Origin of the sequence: Flavobacterium sp. CFBP9031, assembly GCF_034044945.1 — a bacterium.
Lineage (GTDB): Bacteria > Bacteroidota > Bacteroidia > Flavobacteriales > Flavobacteriaceae > Flavobacterium.
Genome location: NZ_JAXCWF010000006.1, coordinates 44,165 through 64,556, shown reverse-complemented (window position 1 = coordinate 64,556; position 20,392 = coordinate 44,165). Strand labels below are relative to the sequence as shown.

Sequence of the window (20,392 nt, the reverse complement as noted above, 5' to 3'; positions counted from 1 at the left end):
AGTATTAATTTGATATTCAAAATATTAAATTAAAATTTCCGTAAATTGCAGTAAAAACTGATGAAATTCAAATTGAACGTTTAATTAAAATTAAAAATTTTATGAAGCCAAAAAACAGAATTTTTCCCGTCCTACTTGCATTTACCTTATTAATAACCGAAACTGTTCTTCCTTGTACAAGAGTGGTTTACGAAGGTTTAAACGGAACAATTATTACAGCACGTTCAATGGATTGGCGTGGAGAAATTCCTGCCAATTTATGGATTTTCCCTCGCGGAATTGAAAGAGCTGGAGAAGCTGGAACGAGTTCTATTAAATGGAAATCCAAATACGGAAGCGTTATTACGAGTTCTTGGGATATTGCTTCTTCTGATGGAATGAACGAAAAAGGACTTGTAGGGAATCTTTTGTGGCTGGTAGAATCGCAATATCCTGCATTTGAGAAAAACGGAAAAGTAAAAGGTTTGGCTGTTTCTTTATGGCTTCAATATGTTTTGGATAATTTTTCGACTGTTGCAGAAACAGTATCGGCATTAGAAAAAAACGATTTTGTAATTGCCTCTTCACACATTCCAGGAACCAATATTTTTGCTACGGTCCATTTATCTATTTCCGATTCTAGTGGAGACAATGCCATTTTTGAATATATAAATGGCAAACTGGTTATTCATCATGATAGAAAGTATGTGACAATGACCAATTCTCCGATTTTTGACCAGCAATTGGCTATAAATGCGTATTGGAAAGGAATTCCAGGCACAATCATGCTTCCTGGAACGAACCGTGCAGCAGATCGCTTTGTACGAGCTTTCTATTATATTGATGCAATCCCAAAGACAGATAACACAAGAACGGCGTTGGCTAGTGTTTTTGGTGTAATTCGAAACTGTTCTGTTCCTCTTGGGATTTCGTCTGAAACTGAACCTAATATCTCCTCTACGCGTTGGAGAACGGTAGCTGACCAGAAAAACTTGGTTTATTATTTTGACAATGTTTTAAATCCGAATGTTATTTGGGTCGAATTCAGTAAAATTGATTTTAGCGAAAAAGGAAAAATCAAGAAATTGAGTCTCGCCAATAATGAAAACTATGCGGGCGATTCTCTTCTAAACTTCAAAGAAACAAAACCTTTTCAGTTTGCTGGTTTAGATTAATCTTAATGAAAAGCATACGTAAAACCTTCAAATTTAAAAGTTTGAAGGTTTTTTTTTTTGAAAAAAAATTTAAAAAAATATTGTGCAGTCAAATGACTTCATTATATTTGCAGTCAAATAACTGCGTAATGGAAATTAGAAGAGACGTTTTTCAAGCAATAGCCGATCCTACTCGAAGAGCTATTTTAAGTTTAGTAGCCATTCAGGCAATGACTCCTGGGGCAATTGCCGAAAATTTTAATTCGTCAAGACAGACGATTTCAAAACATATTCAAATTCTAAACGAATGCGAATTATTGCATCAGACACAAAACGGAAGAGAAATTTATTATCATTTAAATCCTGAAAAAATGAAAGAAATTGACAAATTCATCGAACCTTTTAGAAAAATGTGGGATGATCGTTTTAATAAGTTAGAATCAATTATGAAAAACTACAAAAAATAAAACCATGGAAAAGAAAACCAAAATTCATGCTGAAGACGACAGGCATGACCTTGTGATTACAAGAGAATTTGATTTGCCTGTAGAATTATTATTTAAAGCTTATGAAGATCCTGAAATTGTAGCACAATGGATGGGAACAAAAGTTTTGAGACTCGAAAATAAAAAATATGGTGGCTGGGAGTTTGAGACAAGCGATGTTAATGGAAATGTAGTTTTTAAAGCCAATGGTGTTATTCATGATTTTGTTCCCAACCAAAAGATAGTGCGCACTTTTGAGATGGAAAATATCAATTTTGCGCCTCAGTTGGAGTTTCTTGAATTCGAAAAACTAACAGATGACACGAGTAAATTAACGATGCAGATTATTTACAAATCGATCGAACATAGAGCGACGCAATTGAAACTGCCTTTTGCTCAAGGTTTGAACATGGCACATAATAGACTAGAAGAAATTGTAACTAAAATAAAATAATCATGACAAAACGTAATAGAATTATTTATTGGATTGCTACACTTTGGCTGGCTTTAGGAATGACGGCTACCGGTATTGTACAACTTATACCAATGAAAGAAGAGGTAGAAATGATACAACGTTTAGGCTATCCTCTATACTTTTTAACGCTTTTAGGTGTTTGGAAACTCTTAGGCGTTATCGCAATTTTGATTCCTAAATTTGGCTTATTGAAAGAATGGGCATATGCAGGCTTCTTTTTTGCAATGTCTGGGGCTGTAGTGTCGCATTTGGCTATAAAAGATGAGGCTTCAACCCTTTTTGGACCTGTATTATTAATTGTTTTAACTGTAGTTTCTTGGTATTTCAGACCAGAAAACAGAAAATGCAGCTTTAACTAAAAAACTCAAATCATGAAAAAGCAATTGACAGCAAATGAGCAAGAAGAACTTTTGAGCATTCTTGAAAAACGTTTTGAGAAAAATAAAAGTAGACATGAGAATTTGGATTGGGCAAAAATAGAAGCAAAATTAAAAGCTAGTCCTTTAAAATTGTGGTCTCTTGACGAAATGGAAAGAACTGAAGGCGAACCGGATGTTATGGGTTATGATAAAAAAACAGATGAATATCTTTTTGTAGACTGTTCGGCTGAGAGTCCTAAAGGTCGCAGAAGCATTTGTTACGATCATGAGGCGCTCGAAAAAAGAAAAGAACACAAACCCGCCGACAGCGCTATCAATATGGCACAAGAAATGGGAATTGAAATTTTAAACGAAGAGCAATATAAAGAACTTCAAAAGCTAGGAAAATTTGATGCTAAAACTTCGAGCTGGATTTTAACTCCGCCAGAAATACGAAAATTGGGAGGTGCAATATTCTCCGATTTTAGATACAATACTGTTTTTGTATATCATAATGGAGCCGATTCTTATTATGCCGCGAGAGGCTTTCGCGGTTTATTGAGGGTTTAAAAATTAAAGACCTTCAAGTAGTTTTGAAGGTCTTTTTTTATTCTCTTAGAATCTTTTCCATTTTTTTGCCTTTGGCGATTTCATCAATCAATTTGTCTAGATATCGCATTTTTTGAATTAATGGATCTTCAATCTCCTCTACTCGATATCCGCAGATGACTCCAGTAATTTTGGATGCATTCGGATTGATTTCTGGAGCTTCAGCAAAGAAGGTTTGAAAATCTACTTTCTTTTCAATTTGTACTTTAATTTGCTCGTCGCTATATCCTGTAAGCCATTTGATTACGACATCTAATTCTTCTTTGGTTCTCCCCTTTTTTTCGACTTTTTGAATGTATAAAGGATATACGCTAGAAAATAGTATTTTGTAAATTCTTTCCGTTTTCATAAATGCTATATTTTAGTGCAAAAGCTTTGATGTAAAGATAAATCAAAAGAATAAAAAAGGAAAACGCAATGAATATTTTTAATACCTTAGACTTAAAAATGACATTGATTAAACAATCTTAAATAACTATTTATATGGAAAATAATTCAAATGAAATTACGCCAAAAGTCACAGGTATTGGCGGAATTTTCTTTTTTCTTGACAATCCGAAAGAAACAAAAGATTGGTATGCTAAAAATTTAGGATTGGAAATAAACGATTGGGGTTCTGCAAGTTTTGAGTCTCGAAATCTTGAAAATCCAGAGCAAATCGAATCAACGCAATGGTGCCCTTTTAAGAAAGGTGATGCCTATTTTTCTCCGTCTAAGAAAGATTTTATGGTCAATTACCGTGTTCAAAATATTGAAGGACTTGTAACGCAATTAAAAGCAAACGGCGTTACTGTTCTTGATGACATTCAAACGTACGATTACGGAAAATTTGTTCATATAATGGACACAGAAGGCAATAAAATTGAACTTTGGGAACCTTAATTGAGTTGTGAGTTATGGATTATGAGTTAGAAGTTATTCCCAAAGCTGGAAAATAATATGTTTAATACATTAGTTAAAATAAACTGTCATTCAAAAAATAGGTTTTTAAAACTGATTGCTGGCAATTTATTAGAAAAACTCTATTGCTGTGAAATCAATTGCGCTGAAATGGACAAGAGTGTCTTGTTTGCGCATCACGGACGCGGGTGTACAATTGTTGCTTCTAAAATTTGCGAAAATGTAGTAATTTTTCAAAACGTTTCTATCGGAGCCAATTTGAAGTATAATAAAATTAGTAAAGAATGGGAAAATGTTGGAAGCCCTATTGTTGCTAAAAATGTTGTAATTGCCGATGGAGCTAAAATTTTGGGTCCAGTAGTAATTGGAGAGAATTCTGTTATTGGCGCTGGTTCTATTATCACAAAAGATATTCCGCCCAATAGTGTAGCTTTTGGAGTAAATAAGTTTAAACCAAAAGACGTGAATTACGATTTTATATTCAACCCAAATATGATACATCCAAGTAAGATAATTGAAGCAAATAAAAATTTAGTTAACGAATTTAATAAACAGAATAAATCTGTTTAAAAACACAAAAGCTCCATTATTTCTAATGGAGCTTTTATTTTATGTTTTTCTTAATTCCAAATTTCATTCATTTCTGTCAAGATAATGGGTTTTCCTTCAGTTACAACAATGGTATGTTCGTGTTGTGCCATGAATCCGCCTTTATTTCCAACCATTGTCCAGCCATCTTTTAGGGTTTCAGCATATGTAGAAGCGGTAGAAATGAACGTTTCAATTGCTACAACAGAATTTTTTTTAAATCTAGTTTGATTAAAACGATCTCTGTAATTCGCAATTTCATGTGGCGCTTCATGAAGACTTCTCCCTACTCCGTGTCCCGTTAGGTTTTTAATTACTTTGTAACCGCGTCTTTTTGCTTCTGTCTCAATTAAAAAACCAATATCAGAAATACGAACGCCGCCTTTTATATTGTGAATCGCTTTATGCAAAATATCTTTAGAAGCATCGACAAGTTTTTGATGTTCGTTTACATCTGAACCAATTACAAAAGAACCTCCATTATCTGACCAAAATCCGTCTAATTCAGCAGAAACGTCTATATTTATTAAATCGCCTTCTTGTAAAATTCTTTTTTCGGAAGGAATTCCGTGGCAAAATTCATTATCAACACTAATACAAGTCCAACCAGGAAATCCATACGTTAGATAAGGCGCAGATTTAGCTCCTAAATCATTTAAAATTTGTCCGCCGTAATCGTCTAATTCTTTTGTAGATATTCCAGGTCTGGCAAATTTTCTCATTTCTTTTAAAGTAAAAGCTACAGCCTCACTTATTTTTTTCATTCCTGCTAATTCTGCTTCAGTTGTAATGGACATTGTTTTGTTTCTTAAAAATTAATAACGGGTTAAATTTACTACTTTTCTCTAGAACGAATCGTTATTATAATGCTAAAACCTTCCAAAATCAATGATTTTGGAAGGTTTTCTTCTTTTACCAAGGACTTTCTTCGCTTTCGTCTTCAATATCATTACTGAAGAATTTTCCTGTTGGTCCATTTTCATCTAGCAAAGTGTGTTTTATTATAAAACTAGCTGCGCTTTCTACGCTTCCTGGTCCGCTATGATGGTTAAAATCGGTTGCGGTATAACCTGGATCAATTGAGTTTACTTTGAATGGCAGTTCTTTTAATTCATGAGCCAAAGTAACTGTAAAGGCATTTAAAGCAGTTTTGGAAGAAACGTACGAAATGGCTTTAATTGCATAATATTTCCAAGTTGGATCGCTGTGCAAAGTCAGAGAACCAAGTCCAGATGTTATGTTACTGATTCTCGGACTGTCTGATTTTTTCAATAATTCAAGAAAAGTCTGTGTAACGGCTATAACTCCGAAGAAATTCGTATCAAAAACCTTCTGAATGTTTTTGATAGAAGTCGTAGAAGGATCTTGCGGAATATCGCCTAGAATTCCAGCGTTATTGATCAGGATATCCAATTTGCCTTTTTCTTTTTCAATGCTATTTTTTGCTGCTAAAACACTTTCTGCATTTGTGACATCAATTTGAATAGCTTGAATGTTTTGAAATCCTTTTTCATGCAATTCTTTTACTACTTCTTCTCCTTTTGCAAGATCACGCGTTCCTAAGTAAACAAATAATCCTTTCTTGGAGAGCTGTTTAGCAGTTTCTAAACCAATACTTCTATTTGCGCCCGTAATTAATACTATTTTCATTTTTTTATGTTTTAAAATTATCTGAGGCAAAATTGCATGGATAAAAAATAAAAACATTTGCCATATGGCAAAAAGCGATTTTAACGGATGTTTTTCCTAATCCTGCTCAAAGACGATTGTGTTATTCCGAGATAAGAAGCGAGATACGAAAGTGGAACTCTATTGATTACTTTTGGAAACATTTCCATAAATGACAAATAACGAGTTGTAGCATCTTCTGAAACCAACGGACTTCTTCTAGCCACTTTTTGAATTAATGCTTTCGAAATGATTTTATGTACAATCGTGTCCCAGCCTACAATGGTATCTAGTAATTCTTGCCATTCAGCTTTAGAAAATACAATGATTTTGCAATCTGTAACCGCTTGGACATAAGCAGAGGAACAAATATTATTGTCAAAACTTTCTAAGTCTACGACCAGATTATTCTCATCGATAAAATATTTAGTAATCTCCTCACCTTTGTTGTTATAGTAACAAACACGCATTATTCCGTCAACGATAAATCCAACTTCTGTGGCTATTTTTCCAGCTTCAGAAAAATATTCCTCTTTCTTGATTTCTTTTTCTTTGGCTTTCGTCAAAATCAAATCAATTTGCTGCTGATTCAAATTGCCAAACTGCAATATATAATTAACTAATTCTTTCATGCACGAAAGTTAAGTATAAGTTTTTATTGAGAATTTGCCATATGGCAAAAAGAATTAAACTTTCTGAGTGTTCTTATAAACATTTGGATTGTAAAGTTCCATGTAAACTTCTGGGTTAGGAACATTCTGAAAACCATATTTTTTATAAAGCCATTCAGCAGTAGAAGTCAGTAAAATCCATCGTCTCAAGCCTTGTAAATTAGGATGTGACATAATGCAGTCCATCATTTCTTTAGAAAGTCCTTTTCCGCGATAATCATCCAAAACATAAACATCTCCTAAATACGCTATAGTCGAAAAATCGGATATAATTCTAGCAAAACCAATTTGTTTTTCTCCATGAAAAAGCCCAAAATTCAGCGAATTGTCCATTGAAACTTTTACTTTTTCTAACGGAATATTATCGCTCCATCCAGAATCTTTAGACAAAAAATCATGTATTGCAGTAATGTCGAGTTTAGATTTGTCTGTTGTTATAAGAAATTCTCCAAATGTGTATTCTATTATTTGCATTATTTTGTTTCTAGAATTAAGATGTTTTTTGATTAAAATTTACATTCCTGGCCAATATAGAAAATTAAATTTATGCCCGTCTGGATCTGAAAAACCAAAAGTATAACCGACCTCAAAATTTTCAGGCTCAGAAAAAACAGTTCCCTTTATTTCTTTTATTTTCTGATGCCAAAGATCCACTTCTTCTACACTATTTGCAGACAAAGAAAATATAATTTCATTATCTACAGCCGTGTTGGATAGTTTTCCTTTTATAGCATTTTCTAATCTTTTTGGCGCGAAAAAATTGATAACAAAATCATTTTCTCCAAAAACAAAACTAACTAATTCTTTTGTTTCTTCTCCGTTTTGCTTAAAACCAAGAGCAGAATAAAATTGAATTGTTTTCTGTATATCGCTCGAAACCAAGTTGGCCCATATCATTTTAGTTTTCATAAGCTTAAGTTTTTATTGATAACTAAATTAATCAATTAATTTGGCAAACACTTGGTTTAATTCTACTTAAAAACCTTAAAAAGCAATTCCAAACTGAAAACCTACCGTAAAACTCGCAGGATGATCATTTCCAAAACGAACGGGCAATGGCACAGCAACGTAGTAACTGCAGCTTGTATTTTTTATAATTGTTTTATTAAAAACCGGTGTAAAACCATATCTGCCACCACTTTCAAAAGCGGCTCTTCCAGCAAATGTGTAGCCTTTTCCTAAAGCGACCAAAACACCTGGATGAAATAGCAAATTGGTTACTTTGCTCGTTCCTTGATCCTCTTTTATGTTGGGAACGATTTCAAATGAGAATCCGATTTTTTCGTTTTTCCAGATATTTATTCCAGTAGGAAAACCAACAGCGTAATAATCTCTAAAATTTACAGTAGTTTCATCTTCATTAATCGTAACTATTGGATGCATAATACCAAAATATCCCACTATTTTAGGATATGTAGTTTGAGAAAAAGACGTAAAACCTGTAAGTAGTACTGTAAAAAATAAAATATGCTTAAATGACATTGTTTCTAGTTTTTGATTCGATAAACAAAGCTAGAAGCATTCGTTTTCAAAAAATAGAACCCAATTTACCTTTTGTATCTGGTTTACTTTTTTGTTTTTTTTCTATAGGAAGAAGGATTTTTTCCTGTGTGAAGTTTGAAAATTCTCGTAAAATGACTTTGATCTGAAAAGCCCGTTATATAAGCTATTTCTGTTAAAGTACTCGAGGAATTTTCGATGAGATGAATTGCTTTTTCAATACGAAGTTTTCTAACATATTCGCCAAAATTCAAATCTTCAAAATGCTTTGAAAATTCTCTGGACAAATACGACGGATTCAAATCTAATTCGCTCGAAATTTTCTTTAAATCAAAGGTAAACTGAGTATCAATCTGATCTTGAATTATATTTTTTAAATCCTTTACCCAAGATGGCGTCTTGCCCAATGTTTTTTTGTCATTCAAAAACTTATTATACACTTCATGCAATAGTTTTTCAAATGGACTATTCTGCAAATGATTTTGCTGATGTAAATGTGTTGCCCAACTGTATAAGGCATCATACAAAAGCATTCCTTTTTCTAATAGCTCGTAATCATCGGTAATATTATAAGCCAATCCAGCAGAAATGGCCCAAAGTCCCGCAGATTCTTTAGCAATTTCATGTCTATCGGTATTAGCTCCGCGTACAATTCCTGCAATAATCTTAATTGCTGGATCTTTAATTTCATATTTTTTGACTATATAATCAAAAGTGCTTTCTTCATTATAATGAGTAAACTCAACATCTGGAATATCAAACGGAATGGCGCCAAGTTCCTTTGCCTTGGTTATAACGTCATTAAAAGGAACATAAATAAATTCAGATTCAAGATCGACAAATTTTCGAATCAGCCACGGACAGGCAATTCGATCTATTTTGGGCCTTTCTCTGGTAATCCATTTCATTTTGAAATACTATTTGAAGAATGTTTTTTAAATTTTAGCTAAACTACATTATATTTTAGGATTTTTCAAAAACCTGATTTTAAATTTAATAGATCGTTTATTTAAGTTAAGTAATTTATTTCAATCGCTAAGTGATGATTTTTCCTATATTAGCTTCAAAAAAATCTTTTTAAATTAAAAGAGAAAGGATTTCAGTCAATCGATTTATTATAAAACATGAAAAGTATATTTCTTGTATTTGCCTTGATTTTAGGTGCTTTTAGTGGACATTCTCAACAAAAGAAAATTAAAAAAACGGTAACGGTTCCTGTTTCTTATAGTAATACCGTTAAAGAAAGCCAGCGAATAGCAAAAATAAAACTGAAAGGACATGTCTATGATGTTTACCAAAATAACATGAATACTTTAATGTCCGAACAAACTCCAAATGATGTATTGATTGAATACGATTTTACATTCGGGAATACTAAATCTACTGTAGCAAATATTCAAAAATATGCTACCATAAAAGGTAAGATTGCGAGAGAGGGATTTTATAAAGTAAAAGGAGACACTTTAATTCTTACGGTTAACTATTACGATCCCTATCATGGTGGCGCATTAACTGAAAGTTATGTTCCAGATAAAAAGGGCTGGTTAAAAGAGGTTAAAAGTGAAATGAAACCTATAGATACAGATACTGTTTCTGAAAAATATATTAAGACCGAAATGATGGCCGCTCCTTATTTAGGGCACTAGTAAAATTATTGAATATGAAATTCTTAAGACCATTTAGCTCATTATTTGCTTTGATCGTTACAGGATGCGTTATGAATATGAGCCCGACAGGTGGAAACTCAGCTACAGATTATCCCTATTTCATTACTACTGAACCTTTAATTGTAAAAAAAGTTCCAGTTCCAACAGGAACGAAATTGGTTTACGAAGAGCAGTTTTTTAAAGAAGGAAAGCAAGATCATAAACTAAAAGAAGAAAAACTGACTACAATAGAATTTCCTGAAGGAAAAGAACTAATTTGGGGCGGTGTTCCTATAAAATCGATTTATAAGTTCTTTAATTCAGAAATGCGCGGTTACACTGTTACTGCCGATTTCAGCAAATTGAGAGAGGATCAAAAAACTAAATTCTCAGAACTTTGGCAAAGTTGCGATGATGATTTAGGAATAACAATTAAAAATGCTGATGATTGGTCTTTTAATAAAGAAAATATAGCTGATGTAGAGAATTGCAGTGTTATTTATCAGCGTTATTTTAAAGACGATTCCAGACAGCAGTCTTTTTTAAATGAAATGTACGCCGAATTGCAGAAAATTAATTCAAAATAAACATACCATACCCATATGATCTTAGCCTTTGACACCTATTATTTTGACCAAAAAGCAAAAACAATCTGTCTTGAATTTGCCGAATGGAACGAAGACAAAAACTTCAAAATTCATTCAGAAATAATAGATAACGTAGAAGAATATATACCCGGAGAGTTTTACAAAAGAGAATTGCCTTGTATTCTGAGCTTATTAAAACAAATAGATTTGTCAACTATAGAGGTTATAGTAGTTGATGGTTTTGTTTATTTAAACGATGAAAACAAATACGGTTTAGGCGGTTATTTATACGAAAAACTGAATAAAGAAATTCCAATTATTGGTGTTGCCAAAACCAATTTTGCTTCTATAGAAAAGAATAAAAAGGCCCTATTCAGAGGCGATAGCAAGAAACCACTATACATAACTTCTATCGGAATTAATTTGGATGAAGCCTACAAAAAAGTGGAAAGCATGGCCGGCGAGTTTAGATTTCCAACTTTGCTGAAAGAATTGGATAGACTGAGTAAGGAGAATGTTTTAATCTTGAATAAAAAAACAGAATCTCATTAAGGTAATTTTAAAAGTTAGTTTCTATATTCGCCAAAAAAAATATTTTAAAAACATTTTTTGATTAATAAATGTATTAAACATCTATAATACCACATGCTTTTTAACTCTATAAACTTTGCCATTTTTTTACCGATTGTCTTTCTTTTATATTGGTGTTTTGCCAAGAAAAGTTTAAAGCTTCAAAATATTCTTTTACTTGTTTCGAGTTATTTTTTTTATGCTTGTTGGGATTATAGATTTCTATTTCTTCTTATTTTTTCAACATTACTAGATTACTTTACTGGAATTAAAATGGCTGATACAGATAATCAGAATTGGAAAAAGTTTTGGTTCTGGTTAAGCATATCAATCAATTTAGGTTTTCTAGGGATATTTAAATACTATAATTTCTTTGTAGAGTCTTTAGCCGACGCTTTAAAAAACACAGGATTAGAAATCAATCTATGGACGCTTAAAATTATTCTGCCAGTTGGTATTTCTTTTTATACATTTCATGGACTATCTTATGTGATAGACATTTATAAAGGTCGCATTAAAGCAGAAAAGAATTTTATTGATTATTCTTTATTTGTTAGTTTCTTTCCATTATTGGTAGCAGGGCCAATTGAACGTGCAACTCATCTTCTTCCTCAAATAAAAAAAGAGCGTTTTTTTAATTACAATAATGCTGTTGATGGTTTAAGACAAATTTTATGGGGATTATTTAAGAAGATAGTAATCGCTGATCAATGCGCAAAATATGCAAATGAAATTTTCAACAATTCGTTAAGTCATTCAGGAAGTGATCATGTACTTGGTGCAATCTTTTTTACATTTCAAATTTATGGAGACTTCTCAGGTTATTCAGATATAGCCCTAGGAACTGCTCGTCTTTTCGGAATAGATCTTTTAAAGAATTTTGCCTTTCCTTATTTCTCAAGAGATATAGCTGAATTTTGGAGACGTTGGCATATTTCTCTTTCAAGTTGGTTTCGTGATTATCTTTATATTCCGTTAGGCGGAAGTAAAGTAAGCACATTAATAAAAGTTAGAAATACCTTTATTATTTTTATCGTAAGCGGATTTTGGCATGGAGCTAATTGGACCTTTATTTTCTGGGGTTTATTAAACGCCTTGTTTATTATGCCTTCAATATTGTTTAATACCAATAGGAATAATATAGAAATTGTTGCAAAAGGAAGACTTTTTCCAAGTTTTAAGGATTTTCTATCTATTGCAATTACATTTAGCTTAACCGTATTTGCATGGATCTTTTTTAGAGCAGAAAGTTTGAGACACGCATTTCAGTATGTTTCCCAAATATTTTCAAGATCTGTCTTCTCAATTCCAACAATTAGACCAACGAACCTCTTGATTTTACTTACAATATTCATTTTAATAGAATGGCTTGGAAGGGAAAAAGAATATGCTATTGCCTCTCTAGGGTTAAAATGGAAACCGGTTTTTAGATATGCTTTCTATTACATATTAATCATTTTAGTTTTTTGGTTTGGAGGAAAGGAATCAGAATTCATATATTTTCAATTTTAAGTTTATGAAAAAGTTTATTCTAAAAACATTGCCATTTACCCTGCCTTTTTTTGTTTTATATATAGTTACATTTTCATTTTATTCTGATGCAGAAAATCCGGATCTATTACGTGTAGGTTACATACCCAATATCGACAAAGGTTATATGAAAGCTCTTGATTCTAATCGTAAAGTAAAATTTGAATTATTGTCTGAAACCCAAAATAAAGAGTTTAAAATTTTAACTATTGGAGATTCATTTTCCAATAGAGGATCTATTGGGTACAACAATATGCTTGCAGACCATTTCAGCGTATTAAATGCTGATACTTTTAGGGCTGAGAATCAATTTCAAACCATCGTAAAATTAATAAATGGAGATTTTTTTTCAACCTATAAAATAGATTATGTCATACTTCAAAATATAGAGCGAAATATTATCTATAACGCAGAAAATACTGATATTGAGCAAAAAATATATGTTAGTGAAATTGATAGTTTAATTAAGAATCACCATTCAAAACATGAAAGCTATCGTTATGAATTATTTTCTAAAACAACTTTAAATTTTCCGTTTACATTTCCGAAGTTTTTCTTTAAAAAGAATTATTTATCAAATAATGAAGTATTTAATCTTGAACTTAATAACAATAATTTATTTAGTAATAATTCGAGTAAATTGCTTTTTTACAATAGAGATCTTTATGCACTAGAAAGAAATAATACAATGGCAAAGGTTGAAAGTCTTAATAATAAATTGAATTTTTTAGCAAAACAACTTGAACAGAGAAATGTAAAATTAATTGTATTGCCAGCGCCCGATAAATACGACATGTATTATTCGTACATTGCAGATAAGACGAATTTTGAAAAACCGATTTTCTTTGAAAACTTAAATAAACTTAGTAAGAATTATATTTATATAGATTCAAAAGAGCTATTGTTAAAAAATATGGAAAGCAAAAAAGATATATATTATTTCGCTGACACCCATTGGTCACCTGTAGCGGCAAAATTAATTGCAGATGAAATAAAGAAAAGAATTAATACGCAATAAAGAAATTGCGGAGTTTTTCTATTATACGAATTGATTTGAACTCAGAAACCGATGATATTCATTTATTTTAAGTTTCAATCGGTTCGCTAAATATTCGTTTCCGTCTTTCAGTTCATTGTATAAAGTTTCTGCTTCGGCAATGTATTTTAGTTTTTTATCATCATTCCAATAAAAAGGTGGTTCGTATAGATTTGAAATTCTATCAGCCATTTTAACTGCCCAAACTTCTATGGGCTGTTGTTTGATTCTTCTTAAACTATCCATCATTTTTTCTGAAGAATCTTTGATTTTATCATCTTTGGTTAAAGCAAGAACTCCAGATGCAACCTGACTGCCAAATAAGTCGATCACTTTTTCATATTTCATTTCGGTATCTTCTATGGTATCATGAAGCATCGCGCATTTAATTGCCAGATCAACATTCATGTTTTCTGTAAATCGCGCAGCATTTATAATCTCAAAAACAACACCGCCGATATGATTCAGATATTCAACTTGTTCATCCTCATTAAATCCGCCATATTTTTGTCCGTTATGAAGTTTTGAAACCAGCTTCCAAACATTCTGAATTTCATCTATTGACCAGTCTTTTTGCTCTTTCATTTTTATTGTCTATTATAGGTTTTTATATTATTGTAATGTATTGCTTTTTCTAAAGATCTGCAATCGTTTAAAGTTTAAAATTAAATTAACGAGGTTTTATTTATATATTAGCATTGAAAATTAAGAAAAATTAAATCTGTTTTAATGGCTGAAACTATTATAGAAAACTTAAAAATTTTATCGGAGAATTTCAAATACAAATTTGACACTTTTGCAAATTCAGTCATTTTGGTAAATGAAATGAATAAAATTAGAGTTCAGCTTGAAGATGAAGCCAATTTTAGAATTACGTATAATTTTCGTTTCGACGAAAAAACCATTTTAATACCAAAAGTAGCTGTTTATCAGTTTTGTTTGGATTTGTTCAAAAGACAAAATAATAGTATTGAAGTGATTTATAGCATAGGAAAACCAATTGATATTGATGAATGCTTTAAAATTGAAAAAGAAGAATTTCTGAATATAATTAATGTCATTAAAAAAGAACTGAACTACAATTATAGACTTAAACATTTATTTTTAGAAAGCAGCCGATTTGAAATAACATATTTTAATAGCTTGCTGATTGTAGAAGATAAAAAGAAAGAATATTATTCTAAAGTGTTTAATTTTAGAAAAATATAAACCAATCTTAAAGAAACATATGAAACTAAAGTTTATTCTTCTATTTGCTTTGATTTATATCCAAAATCCCGTTTTTGGACAAAATAACTTTTCAGACAATCCTTTAGATGCTGTTTTTGAAACAAGAGATTCAGAAAATTTCTGGATCGCTTTCGACAAAATGGACAAATCAAAAGAAAATCCATTTGTTGAATATATGCAGAAAGGTTCTCCTGGTGTTAAAGCTTTTACTGAAAACAGAATAATCAATGCCGATTCTCTTTTAGAGTGGTAAAAAAAAGAAAAGCAGAGTATGAACTTACAAGAAATGTTTTAAACGATCTTTCTTCTAAAGAAAAGCGTGTAAGAGCTATTTATAGTGCATTGAAATATTGGTATCCAAAGGCAAAATTCCCTCCTATTTTTTTTGTTTACGGAAGATTTAATTCAGGTGGAACTTCTGCTCCAGAGGGAGTTATTGTTGGAACCGAAATGCTTCAAAATCTAGATGGAATTTCTGGCTTAATTGCTCACGAACTCATACATTATCAGCAAAATATAACTGGTAAAGATATGCTTTTGAAATGGTGCCTGATGGAAGGTGGCGCAGATTTTATTGGTGAACTTATTTCAGGAGAATCAATTAATTCGTTTTCTTATAAATATGGAGCGCAGCATAAAGGTAAATTATGCGAAGAATTTGTATCAAGGTTAAAAAATACAGACTATCTAGATTGGCTGTATGGAACTACCAAAAAAGATGATAGACCAAATGACTTGGGATATTGGATGGGTTATAAAATAATAGAATCTTATTTCAATAAACAAAAAGACAAACAGAAAGCAATTGACGAAATTCTGAATATAAAAGATCCATTGCTATTCTTGCAGCAAAGCGGTTTTCTAGATACTTATATCGAAAAGTATCAAAAATCTAAAAAAGAAAGTTTTGATGCGTTTTTTAAATAACGCACTTAGGTAAAGAACCATTTCTTCTCTTAAAACTTAAACAAATTAATATATACCTATCTCAAAAAATCGCATAATGGCTATGGCTGCAATAAAAATTCCAATAAGAATATAATTGATCTTCTGGGGAATTTTTGCCAAACCATTTAATAGTAGCATAAAACCTAAAAAGAGCGCAAATAGGCCTTGTCGAATTTTATACCACTCTCGATTATGGTAAAATTCATCTGGTGTCATTAAAGAATTTCCGTTTAAACTAAGGCCGATTACCGTAATTTCATTCTTGCCTTCAGAGAGACTTTGAAAATCTGATGATTTGATTAATAAATTGACCTTTTGGCCCTTTTTTAAATTTGCTACAGCATCCTGTTTGTCTTTGGAAACACTTGCATTTAAAATATTAAATCGATTCTTAAAGGTTTTTGTCCAAAATTTATAATCGGCAGTGCTTCTACCCTTTGCACTGGCGATGTCGTTTTCCAGTTCTACCGTAATTTTTTGCAATTCTGTTCTTTTGGATGTCACATTATTAGATAACCCAAAATACAACATCAGAATTCCTATAAATATAAAATACCAATCTCGGTTTGATTTTTTCGCCAATTTTTAAGTTTAAAATTTATATCTGAGATTTAAGTTGAAAAGTGAGATAAATGTAAATCATTTTGTTGCTAATATAGGAACTATTCTATAATTGACGATTTGTAAAAATCAACATTATAATTCCTATTTTCGCTAAGATGAAAGTAAAAGTAAAATGACTGAAGTAAAAATAATTTTTCGTTTTAATATATCTGAAGTTGTATATCCTTCTGTCGAGGAAATTCTACATTCTGAAAAAGAGTTAAATATTATTTCAGGAGACCGAATTAAAAATGATTTCTTAAAGAGTGATCATGCTATCGCAACTAAAATTAATAGCTATATAGACAACGGAGAATTGATTCCGACAGCATTAGGATTGCAAAAAAGATTTTCTTCATAAGCTTTTGATTTTATTGATTTAAAAATGTTTCTCAAAATTATATGGAGTAAGATTTAAATCGGTCTGAGCTTATAATGCAGGAGTACGGATTTATAATTTCGGACTAGAAATTATAAGGTTAATGATTAAAAAAAACAAAAAAGAGACTTTTAGACTGCACCCAAAAGTTTAGACAAATTAATAATTAAGTTTTATAATAATGAGCTCGATATTGTATCGGGCTCATTCCTTTTAGATTAAGTTTAATTCTGTCATTATTATAATAATTTATATACTCGATAATCTCTTTTTTCAATTGATTAATGGAAGTGTATTTTTTAAGATAAAACAACTCTGATTTTAATATTCCAAAGAAGTTTTCAATTATTGCATTATCAAGACAATTACCTTTTCTGGACATGCTTTGCATAATTCCTTTTTTCTTTAATAAATGCTGATATTGTGTCATTTGATACTGCCATCCTTGGTCAGAATGCAGAGTCAGATTAGTATTGTCCGGTATTTTTTTAAATGCTTTTTCAAGCATATTTAAAACTTGATTAAACACTGGTCTTTGCGATAAGTCATAGCTGATTATCTCTCCATTAAACAGATCGATTATCGGCGATAAGTATAATTTATTGCCAGAAACATTAAATTCAGTGACATCGGTTGCCCATTTCTGGTTAGGTATATCAGCCTTAAAATTGCGCTGTAGCAGATTAGGGGCTATCTTTCCCTGCTCTCCTTTATACGATCTGTACTTCTTGATTCTGATTAGACTTTTTAATCCTAAAAATTTCATCAATCGAAGCACTGTTTTGTGATTAATTAAAATCCCCTCTTTTTTGAGTAATAGAGTAATACGTCTATATCCTAATCTGCCCTTATGATAATTGTAAATCTGTTTAATTAAATCTTTTATCTCTTGATATTTATCGATTACCTGACCTTTCTTTTCATAGTAATAATACGTGCTTCTAACCATGTTCATACAATTTAGTAAAAGATCTAAATCATACTTATGCCTTAATTCCATTATGGTTTGAGCTTTTTGTTTTGATTGGCTTGCTCGGCTTGAACTAAGGCGTTGAACTTTTTTAGAATTTCGTTCTCAGCGCGCAGGTACTCTAACTCCTTTAAGAGTTCCTCTTCCCTGGTTAAAGGTTTGTCTGTTTTTCGTTGCTTTCTCTTAAAATTCATAACTGCTGGTCTGCCACGTGATTTAAGTTCTAAGCCTGCCAAATCATCTTTTGCATATTTTCTTTGCCAGCTTATTATGGTTGACTGCGCTGGAATTTTGAAAATCAAGCAGGCTTCATCCAAAGATAATGACTTATTTTGAATGGTTTGTATCACTTTTAATTTAAAGTCTACAGTATAAACTTTATTTTTCTGCCTTGGTAAAAGACCTTCAATTCCAAATTCATTATAGCGGCTAATCCAGCATGTAAGGTTGCTTTCAGCTATCTTGTTTGCTCTAGCTGTGCCTTTAACCGAGTTATGCCTTTTCATAACTTCTTCTACACAACGAAGTTTAAATTCACAATTGTACTTGACTTTTCTTTCCATAAAAATGCCCCCAAATAGTGTCTAACTTTTTGGGGGCAGTTCAAAACGCAGCTCTTTTTTATTAAAGCAATTTTATTCTTTAACCATATTTTTGAAAGTACTGTTTGATAAGACAGACAAGCTTCCTTCTTTAGAAGTTCCCTGCCAATCAGATAGTTTTCCGTTTACGTAAATTTTGATTCCAATGTCTGTGGCTCTTTCATAAATTATATATTTTATATTCCCACTATTAAATTCCAATTCGTAAACTGTATTTTGTTTTCGAAGTTTAAACCCTGCTTTATCTGCTTTTTCAGGAGTTGATGGGTGGGCAAACGAAACAAATTTATATTCATCATTTTGGCGAAATGCGTAATACAAAATACCGTTATGTTTAAATAAAATTATGCGCCCCTTACCATTTTTAGTATCAAAAGAAACTACTTTCTCTAGGTTAGGCTCGTATACAGATAAAGTAGAAAAAGAGATGAAATCACCACCTTTTCGCTTTTTGCCAGTTATTTTTAGAAACGGAAAAGAATATCCATCTTCCTCAAAAGTGCATTCTTCTTTAGCTTCCAAACCAGAAACGCTATAATAGGAACAAACATGAAGGGCTGCACCGCCGCTGCTTGAGGTTATAAGACGTTTGTTTTTAGCATCAATTTCAAATCCTCCACCTCTTACACAAAAGGAATTGTAATACAAGTCGCTAATACTATTGCTTAACACAAAAGAATTTGACATATTAATAAATATATACGCTGTTGCTTGCGGTGTATAACAACCTTCGTCGTCATTTTTCTCGTTGTTAAAAAGGATAACGTCGGTACGTCCGTCAAAGTTGACATCTCCTAAAACGCGAATATTACATTCAGGAATACTTTTGAATGTCGTGATTTTGGCTGTTTTGCTTAGTTCCGATTTAGAAAGTTGCTTAGAACCATATTCGAGTACCGTTTTCTTTGTTTGATTCTCTGTAAGCCGATAATATTCTTCTGTTTTCGAATTCTTAGTTTGTTTGGCAAAATACAAAGTATGGCCTTTCAAGAAATCATTAACGACATAAGCTTTTTGAGCATTTAAAATATAGGTTTGCGCAAGTAGAAAAAAGACGAAGTAAAACTTTATTTTCATATTGTATTCAGAATAAGGTTCGTGAAATTATTCATCAAAAAGATGAAGTTCATCAAAATCTTTAATTTCAGATAATTTAAGAAGTTTTGTTCTTTTAATTTTACTTTCGCTTTTTTCAAAAATTTCATCATCATCATAGGTGTTTTCATTGATGTTATGATTTACAATCTTTTTTCGAGTCAGAAAATTGATGCTGGTTTCTGTAAGAACAATTGGTCCTCGATTACTGCTGGCATCATAACCAATTAGTTCAAAATCTGAATTTTGATATCTAAAAGTATACTGCCAATAACCGTATCTTCCATGAGCATAGTTTATGTATAATTTTCCGTCTTTTATTTCAAAGTCAAGTTCGGGAGCATAATAAACACCGCCTTCTTCATTTTCAGAAGAAAAGCAGTCATAGTTTTTAGCAGCCAGTACGTAGCCATTATTTTTGTTTAATAGAGCAATAATTCCTCTGCGGTTTCGGTCTAGTTCTCCACGATATTCGTGCTGAATGATTTTACTTTTATCAGTTCCTTTAATGATCAGAATATAATCTTCCAGTCCGTCTTTATTAAAATCTCCTTTAATGGTATCAAAAGGAACATATCCTTTCGGAATAAAATCTTCAGGTTTTTTCTTTATTTCGATTGAAGCTGTATCTTTTTCAAAAACTTCTGGAACAGTTGGAATTTCTGTAACCTGAGAAGATGCTGTTTTTTCTTTGGTTTTGTTGCAACTTGAAAATCCAGTAAATAGTAAAATAAGGACTGTAATAAGTAAATTTCTAATCATAATAGTTTTTTAGATTTCATAAAAAAAACACTCTTGTATCGTTCAA

The 20,392-nt window shown here is 31.5% G+C and carries 29 protein-coding genes; 16 read left to right on the top strand and 13 right to left on the bottom strand.

Annotated elements, in window-relative coordinates; all coding sequences use genetic code 11:
- The first annotated feature begins 101 nt into the window (after positions 1-101).
- The 5 genes from SOM12_RS11710 (at position 102) to SOM12_RS11690 (ending at position 3,022) form a co-directional block, all read left to right on the top strand.
- On the top strand, positions 102-1,154 hold the full coding sequence (locus SOM12_RS11710) for a linear amide C-N hydrolase (protein ID WP_320493544.1): 1,053 nt from the start codon (positions 102-104) through the stop codon (positions 1,152-1,154).
- Positions 1,155-1,282: 128 nt separating this feature from the next.
- Complete coding sequence (locus SOM12_RS11705) at positions 1,283-1,600, top strand: ArsR/SmtB family transcription factor (RefSeq protein ID WP_008464153.1); 318 nt, start codon at positions 1,283-1,285, stop codon at positions 1,598-1,600.
- 4 nt (positions 1,601-1,604) lie between these two features.
- Positions 1,605-2,072: an SRPBCC domain-containing protein gene (locus SOM12_RS11700; protein ID WP_320493543.1), complete on the top strand. Its 468-nt coding sequence runs from the start codon at positions 1,605-1,607 to the stop codon at positions 2,070-2,072.
- A 2-nt stretch (positions 2,073-2,074) separates the two neighbouring features.
- A complete protein-coding gene (locus SOM12_RS11695; RefSeq protein WP_320493542.1) occupies positions 2,075-2,452 on the top strand; it encodes a DoxX family protein in 378 nt (125 codons plus the stop codon).
- 12 nt (positions 2,453-2,464) lie between these two features.
- Positions 2,465-3,022, top strand: coding sequence for a DUF4256 domain-containing protein (locus SOM12_RS11690; protein WP_320493541.1), 558 nt, complete (start codon positions 2,465-2,467; stop codon positions 3,020-3,022).
- Positions 3,023-3,059: 37 nt separating this feature from the next.
- Here the strand turns inward: SOM12_RS11690 and SOM12_RS11685 are convergent, their stop codons facing one another.
- Positions 3,060-3,410, bottom strand: a complete 351-nt coding sequence (locus tag SOM12_RS11685) for a DUF2200 domain-containing protein (RefSeq protein ID WP_320493540.1) — start codon at positions 3,408-3,410, stop codon at positions 3,060-3,062.
- A 134-nt stretch (positions 3,411-3,544) separates the two neighbouring features.
- Between SOM12_RS11685 and SOM12_RS11680 the strand changes: the two genes are divergently transcribed.
- Both SOM12_RS11680 and SOM12_RS11675 read left to right on the top strand, forming a co-directional pair.
- The gene (locus SOM12_RS11680) at positions 3,545-3,943 is read left to right on the top strand and encodes a VOC family protein (RefSeq protein WP_095931222.1); all 399 of its coding nucleotides are present in this window, start codon (positions 3,545-3,547) and stop codon (positions 3,941-3,943) included.
- A gap of 168 nt (positions 3,944-4,111) precedes the next feature.
- Positions 4,112-4,531, top strand: coding sequence for a serine O-acetyltransferase (locus SOM12_RS11675; RefSeq protein WP_253251860.1), 420 nt, complete (start codon positions 4,112-4,114; stop codon positions 4,529-4,531).
- 50 nt (positions 4,532-4,581) lie between these two features.
- On the opposite strand, the gene map is transcribed toward SOM12_RS11675, so the two are convergent.
- The 7 genes from map to SOM12_RS11640 form a co-directional block, all read right to left on the bottom strand.
- Entirely contained in the window at positions 4,582-5,346 is a 765-nt protein-coding gene (gene map, locus SOM12_RS11670) for a type I methionyl aminopeptidase (RefSeq protein WP_320493539.1), read from the bottom strand.
- A gap of 115 nt (positions 5,347-5,461) precedes the next feature.
- The gene (locus SOM12_RS11665) at positions 5,462-6,199 is read right to left on the bottom strand and encodes an SDR family oxidoreductase (protein WP_320493538.1); all 738 of its coding nucleotides are present in this window, start codon (positions 6,197-6,199) and stop codon (positions 5,462-5,464) included.
- 80 nt (positions 6,200-6,279) lie between these two features.
- Positions 6,280-6,849: a Crp/Fnr family transcriptional regulator gene (locus tag SOM12_RS11660; RefSeq protein WP_320493537.1), complete on the bottom strand. Its 570-nt coding sequence runs from the start codon at positions 6,847-6,849 to the stop codon at positions 6,280-6,282.
- A gap of 54 nt (positions 6,850-6,903) precedes the next feature.
- Positions 6,904-7,362, bottom strand: coding sequence for a GNAT family N-acetyltransferase (locus SOM12_RS11655; RefSeq protein WP_320493536.1), 459 nt, complete (start codon positions 7,360-7,362; stop codon positions 6,904-6,906).
- Positions 7,363-7,401: 39 nt separating this feature from the next.
- Positions 7,402-7,797 carry a VOC family protein gene (locus SOM12_RS11650; protein WP_320493535.1) on the bottom strand — a complete coding sequence of 132 codons (396 nt, stop codon included), beginning with the start codon at positions 7,795-7,797 and terminating at the stop codon, positions 7,402-7,404.
- Between the two features lie 75 nt (positions 7,798-7,872).
- On the bottom strand, positions 7,873-8,370 hold the full coding sequence (locus SOM12_RS11645) for a hypothetical protein (RefSeq protein ID WP_320493534.1): 498 nt from the start codon (positions 8,368-8,370) through the stop codon (positions 7,873-7,875).
- 83 nt (positions 8,371-8,453) lie between these two features.
- A complete protein-coding gene (locus tag SOM12_RS11640; RefSeq protein WP_320493533.1) occupies positions 8,454-9,296 on the bottom strand; it encodes a chromate resistance protein ChrB domain-containing protein in 843 nt (280 codons plus the stop codon).
- A gap of 216 nt (positions 9,297-9,512) precedes the next feature.
- Between SOM12_RS11640 and SOM12_RS11635 the strand changes: the two genes are divergently transcribed.
- The 5 genes from SOM12_RS11635 to SOM12_RS11615 all read left to right on the top strand — a co-directional run bounded on the left by SOM12_RS11635 (position 9,513) and on the right by SOM12_RS11615 (position 13,739).
- Complete coding sequence (locus tag SOM12_RS11635; RefSeq protein WP_320493532.1) at positions 9,513-10,034, top strand: hypothetical protein; 522 nt, start codon at positions 9,513-9,515, stop codon at positions 10,032-10,034.
- 14 nt (positions 10,035-10,048) lie between these two features.
- Positions 10,049-10,621, top strand: coding sequence for a hypothetical protein (locus tag SOM12_RS11630; RefSeq protein ID WP_320493531.1), 573 nt, complete (start codon positions 10,049-10,051; stop codon positions 10,619-10,621).
- A 15-nt stretch (positions 10,622-10,636) separates the two neighbouring features.
- Complete coding sequence (locus tag SOM12_RS11625; RefSeq protein WP_320493530.1) at positions 10,637-11,173, top strand: endonuclease V; 537 nt, start codon at positions 10,637-10,639, stop codon at positions 11,171-11,173.
- Positions 11,174-11,266: 93 nt separating this feature from the next.
- Positions 11,267-12,703, top strand: coding sequence for an MBOAT family O-acyltransferase (locus SOM12_RS11620; protein WP_320493529.1), 1,437 nt, complete (start codon positions 11,267-11,269; stop codon positions 12,701-12,703).
- A gap of 4 nt (positions 12,704-12,707) precedes the next feature.
- Complete coding sequence (locus SOM12_RS11615) at positions 12,708-13,739, top strand: alginate O-acetyltransferase AlgX-related protein (RefSeq protein ID WP_320493528.1); 1,032 nt, start codon at positions 12,708-12,710, stop codon at positions 13,737-13,739.
- A gap of 21 nt (positions 13,740-13,760) precedes the next feature.
- Here SOM12_RS11615 and SOM12_RS11610 read toward each other — a convergent pair whose 3' ends face one another.
- A complete protein-coding gene (locus tag SOM12_RS11610; RefSeq protein ID WP_320493527.1) occupies positions 13,761-14,342 on the bottom strand; it encodes an HD domain-containing protein in 582 nt (193 codons plus the stop codon).
- Positions 14,343-14,486: 144 nt separating this feature from the next.
- Between SOM12_RS11610 and SOM12_RS11605 the strand changes: the two genes are divergently transcribed.
- Genes SOM12_RS11605 through SOM12_RS11595 form a run of 3 tightly spaced genes read left to right on the top strand, consistent with a single transcriptional unit; the run spans position 14,487 to position 15,914 of the window.
- Positions 14,487-14,966: a hypothetical protein gene (locus SOM12_RS11605; protein WP_095931212.1), complete on the top strand. Its 480-nt coding sequence runs from the start codon at positions 14,487-14,489 to the stop codon at positions 14,964-14,966.
- A gap of 19 nt (positions 14,967-14,985) precedes the next feature.
- Complete coding sequence (locus tag SOM12_RS11600) at positions 14,986-15,240, top strand: hypothetical protein (protein WP_320493526.1); 255 nt, start codon at positions 14,986-14,988, stop codon at positions 15,238-15,240.
- A complete protein-coding gene (locus SOM12_RS11595) occupies positions 15,234-15,914 on the top strand; it encodes a DUF2268 domain-containing putative Zn-dependent protease (RefSeq protein WP_320493525.1) in 681 nt (226 codons plus the stop codon). The genes SOM12_RS11600 and SOM12_RS11595 overlap by 7 nt, the downstream gene beginning before the upstream one ends.
- Positions 15,915-15,959: 45 nt before the next feature.
- On the opposite strand, the gene SOM12_RS11590 is transcribed toward SOM12_RS11595, so the two are convergent.
- Positions 15,960-16,517, bottom strand: coding sequence for a hypothetical protein (locus SOM12_RS11590; protein WP_095931210.1), 558 nt, complete (start codon positions 16,515-16,517; stop codon positions 15,960-15,962).
- Positions 16,518-16,671: 154 nt separating this feature from the next.
- On the opposite strand from SOM12_RS11590, the gene SOM12_RS11585 reads away from it, so the two are divergent.
- On the top strand, positions 16,672-16,899 hold the full coding sequence (locus SOM12_RS11585) for a hypothetical protein (RefSeq protein ID WP_095931209.1): 228 nt from the start codon (positions 16,672-16,674) through the stop codon (positions 16,897-16,899).
- Positions 16,900-17,083: 184 nt separating this feature from the next.
- Here the strand turns inward: SOM12_RS11585 and SOM12_RS24145 are convergent.
- The 3 genes from SOM12_RS24145 to SOM12_RS11565 all read right to left on the bottom strand — a co-directional run bounded on the left by SOM12_RS24145 (position 17,084) and on the right by SOM12_RS11565 (position 20,346).
- Positions 17,084-18,450, bottom strand: a protein-coding gene (locus tag SOM12_RS24145; protein ID WP_414655674.1) for an IS3 family transposase whose coding sequence is annotated in 2 segments (ribosomal slippage) — positions 17,084-17,982 and positions 17,982-18,450 — 1,368 coding nt in all. Because the reading frame shifts where the segments join, the coding sequence is not laid out codon by codon here.
- Positions 18,451-18,522: 72 nt separating this feature from the next.
- Entirely contained in the window at positions 18,523-19,566 is a 1,044-nt protein-coding gene (locus tag SOM12_RS11570) for an XAC2610-related protein (protein ID WP_320493523.1), read from the bottom strand.
- Between the two features lie 27 nt (positions 19,567-19,593).
- Positions 19,594-20,346 carry a hypothetical protein gene (locus SOM12_RS11565; protein WP_320493522.1) on the bottom strand — a complete coding sequence of 251 codons (753 nt, stop codon included), beginning with the start codon at positions 20,344-20,346 and terminating at the stop codon, positions 19,594-19,596.
- Positions 20,347-20,392: the final 46 nt, after the last annotated feature.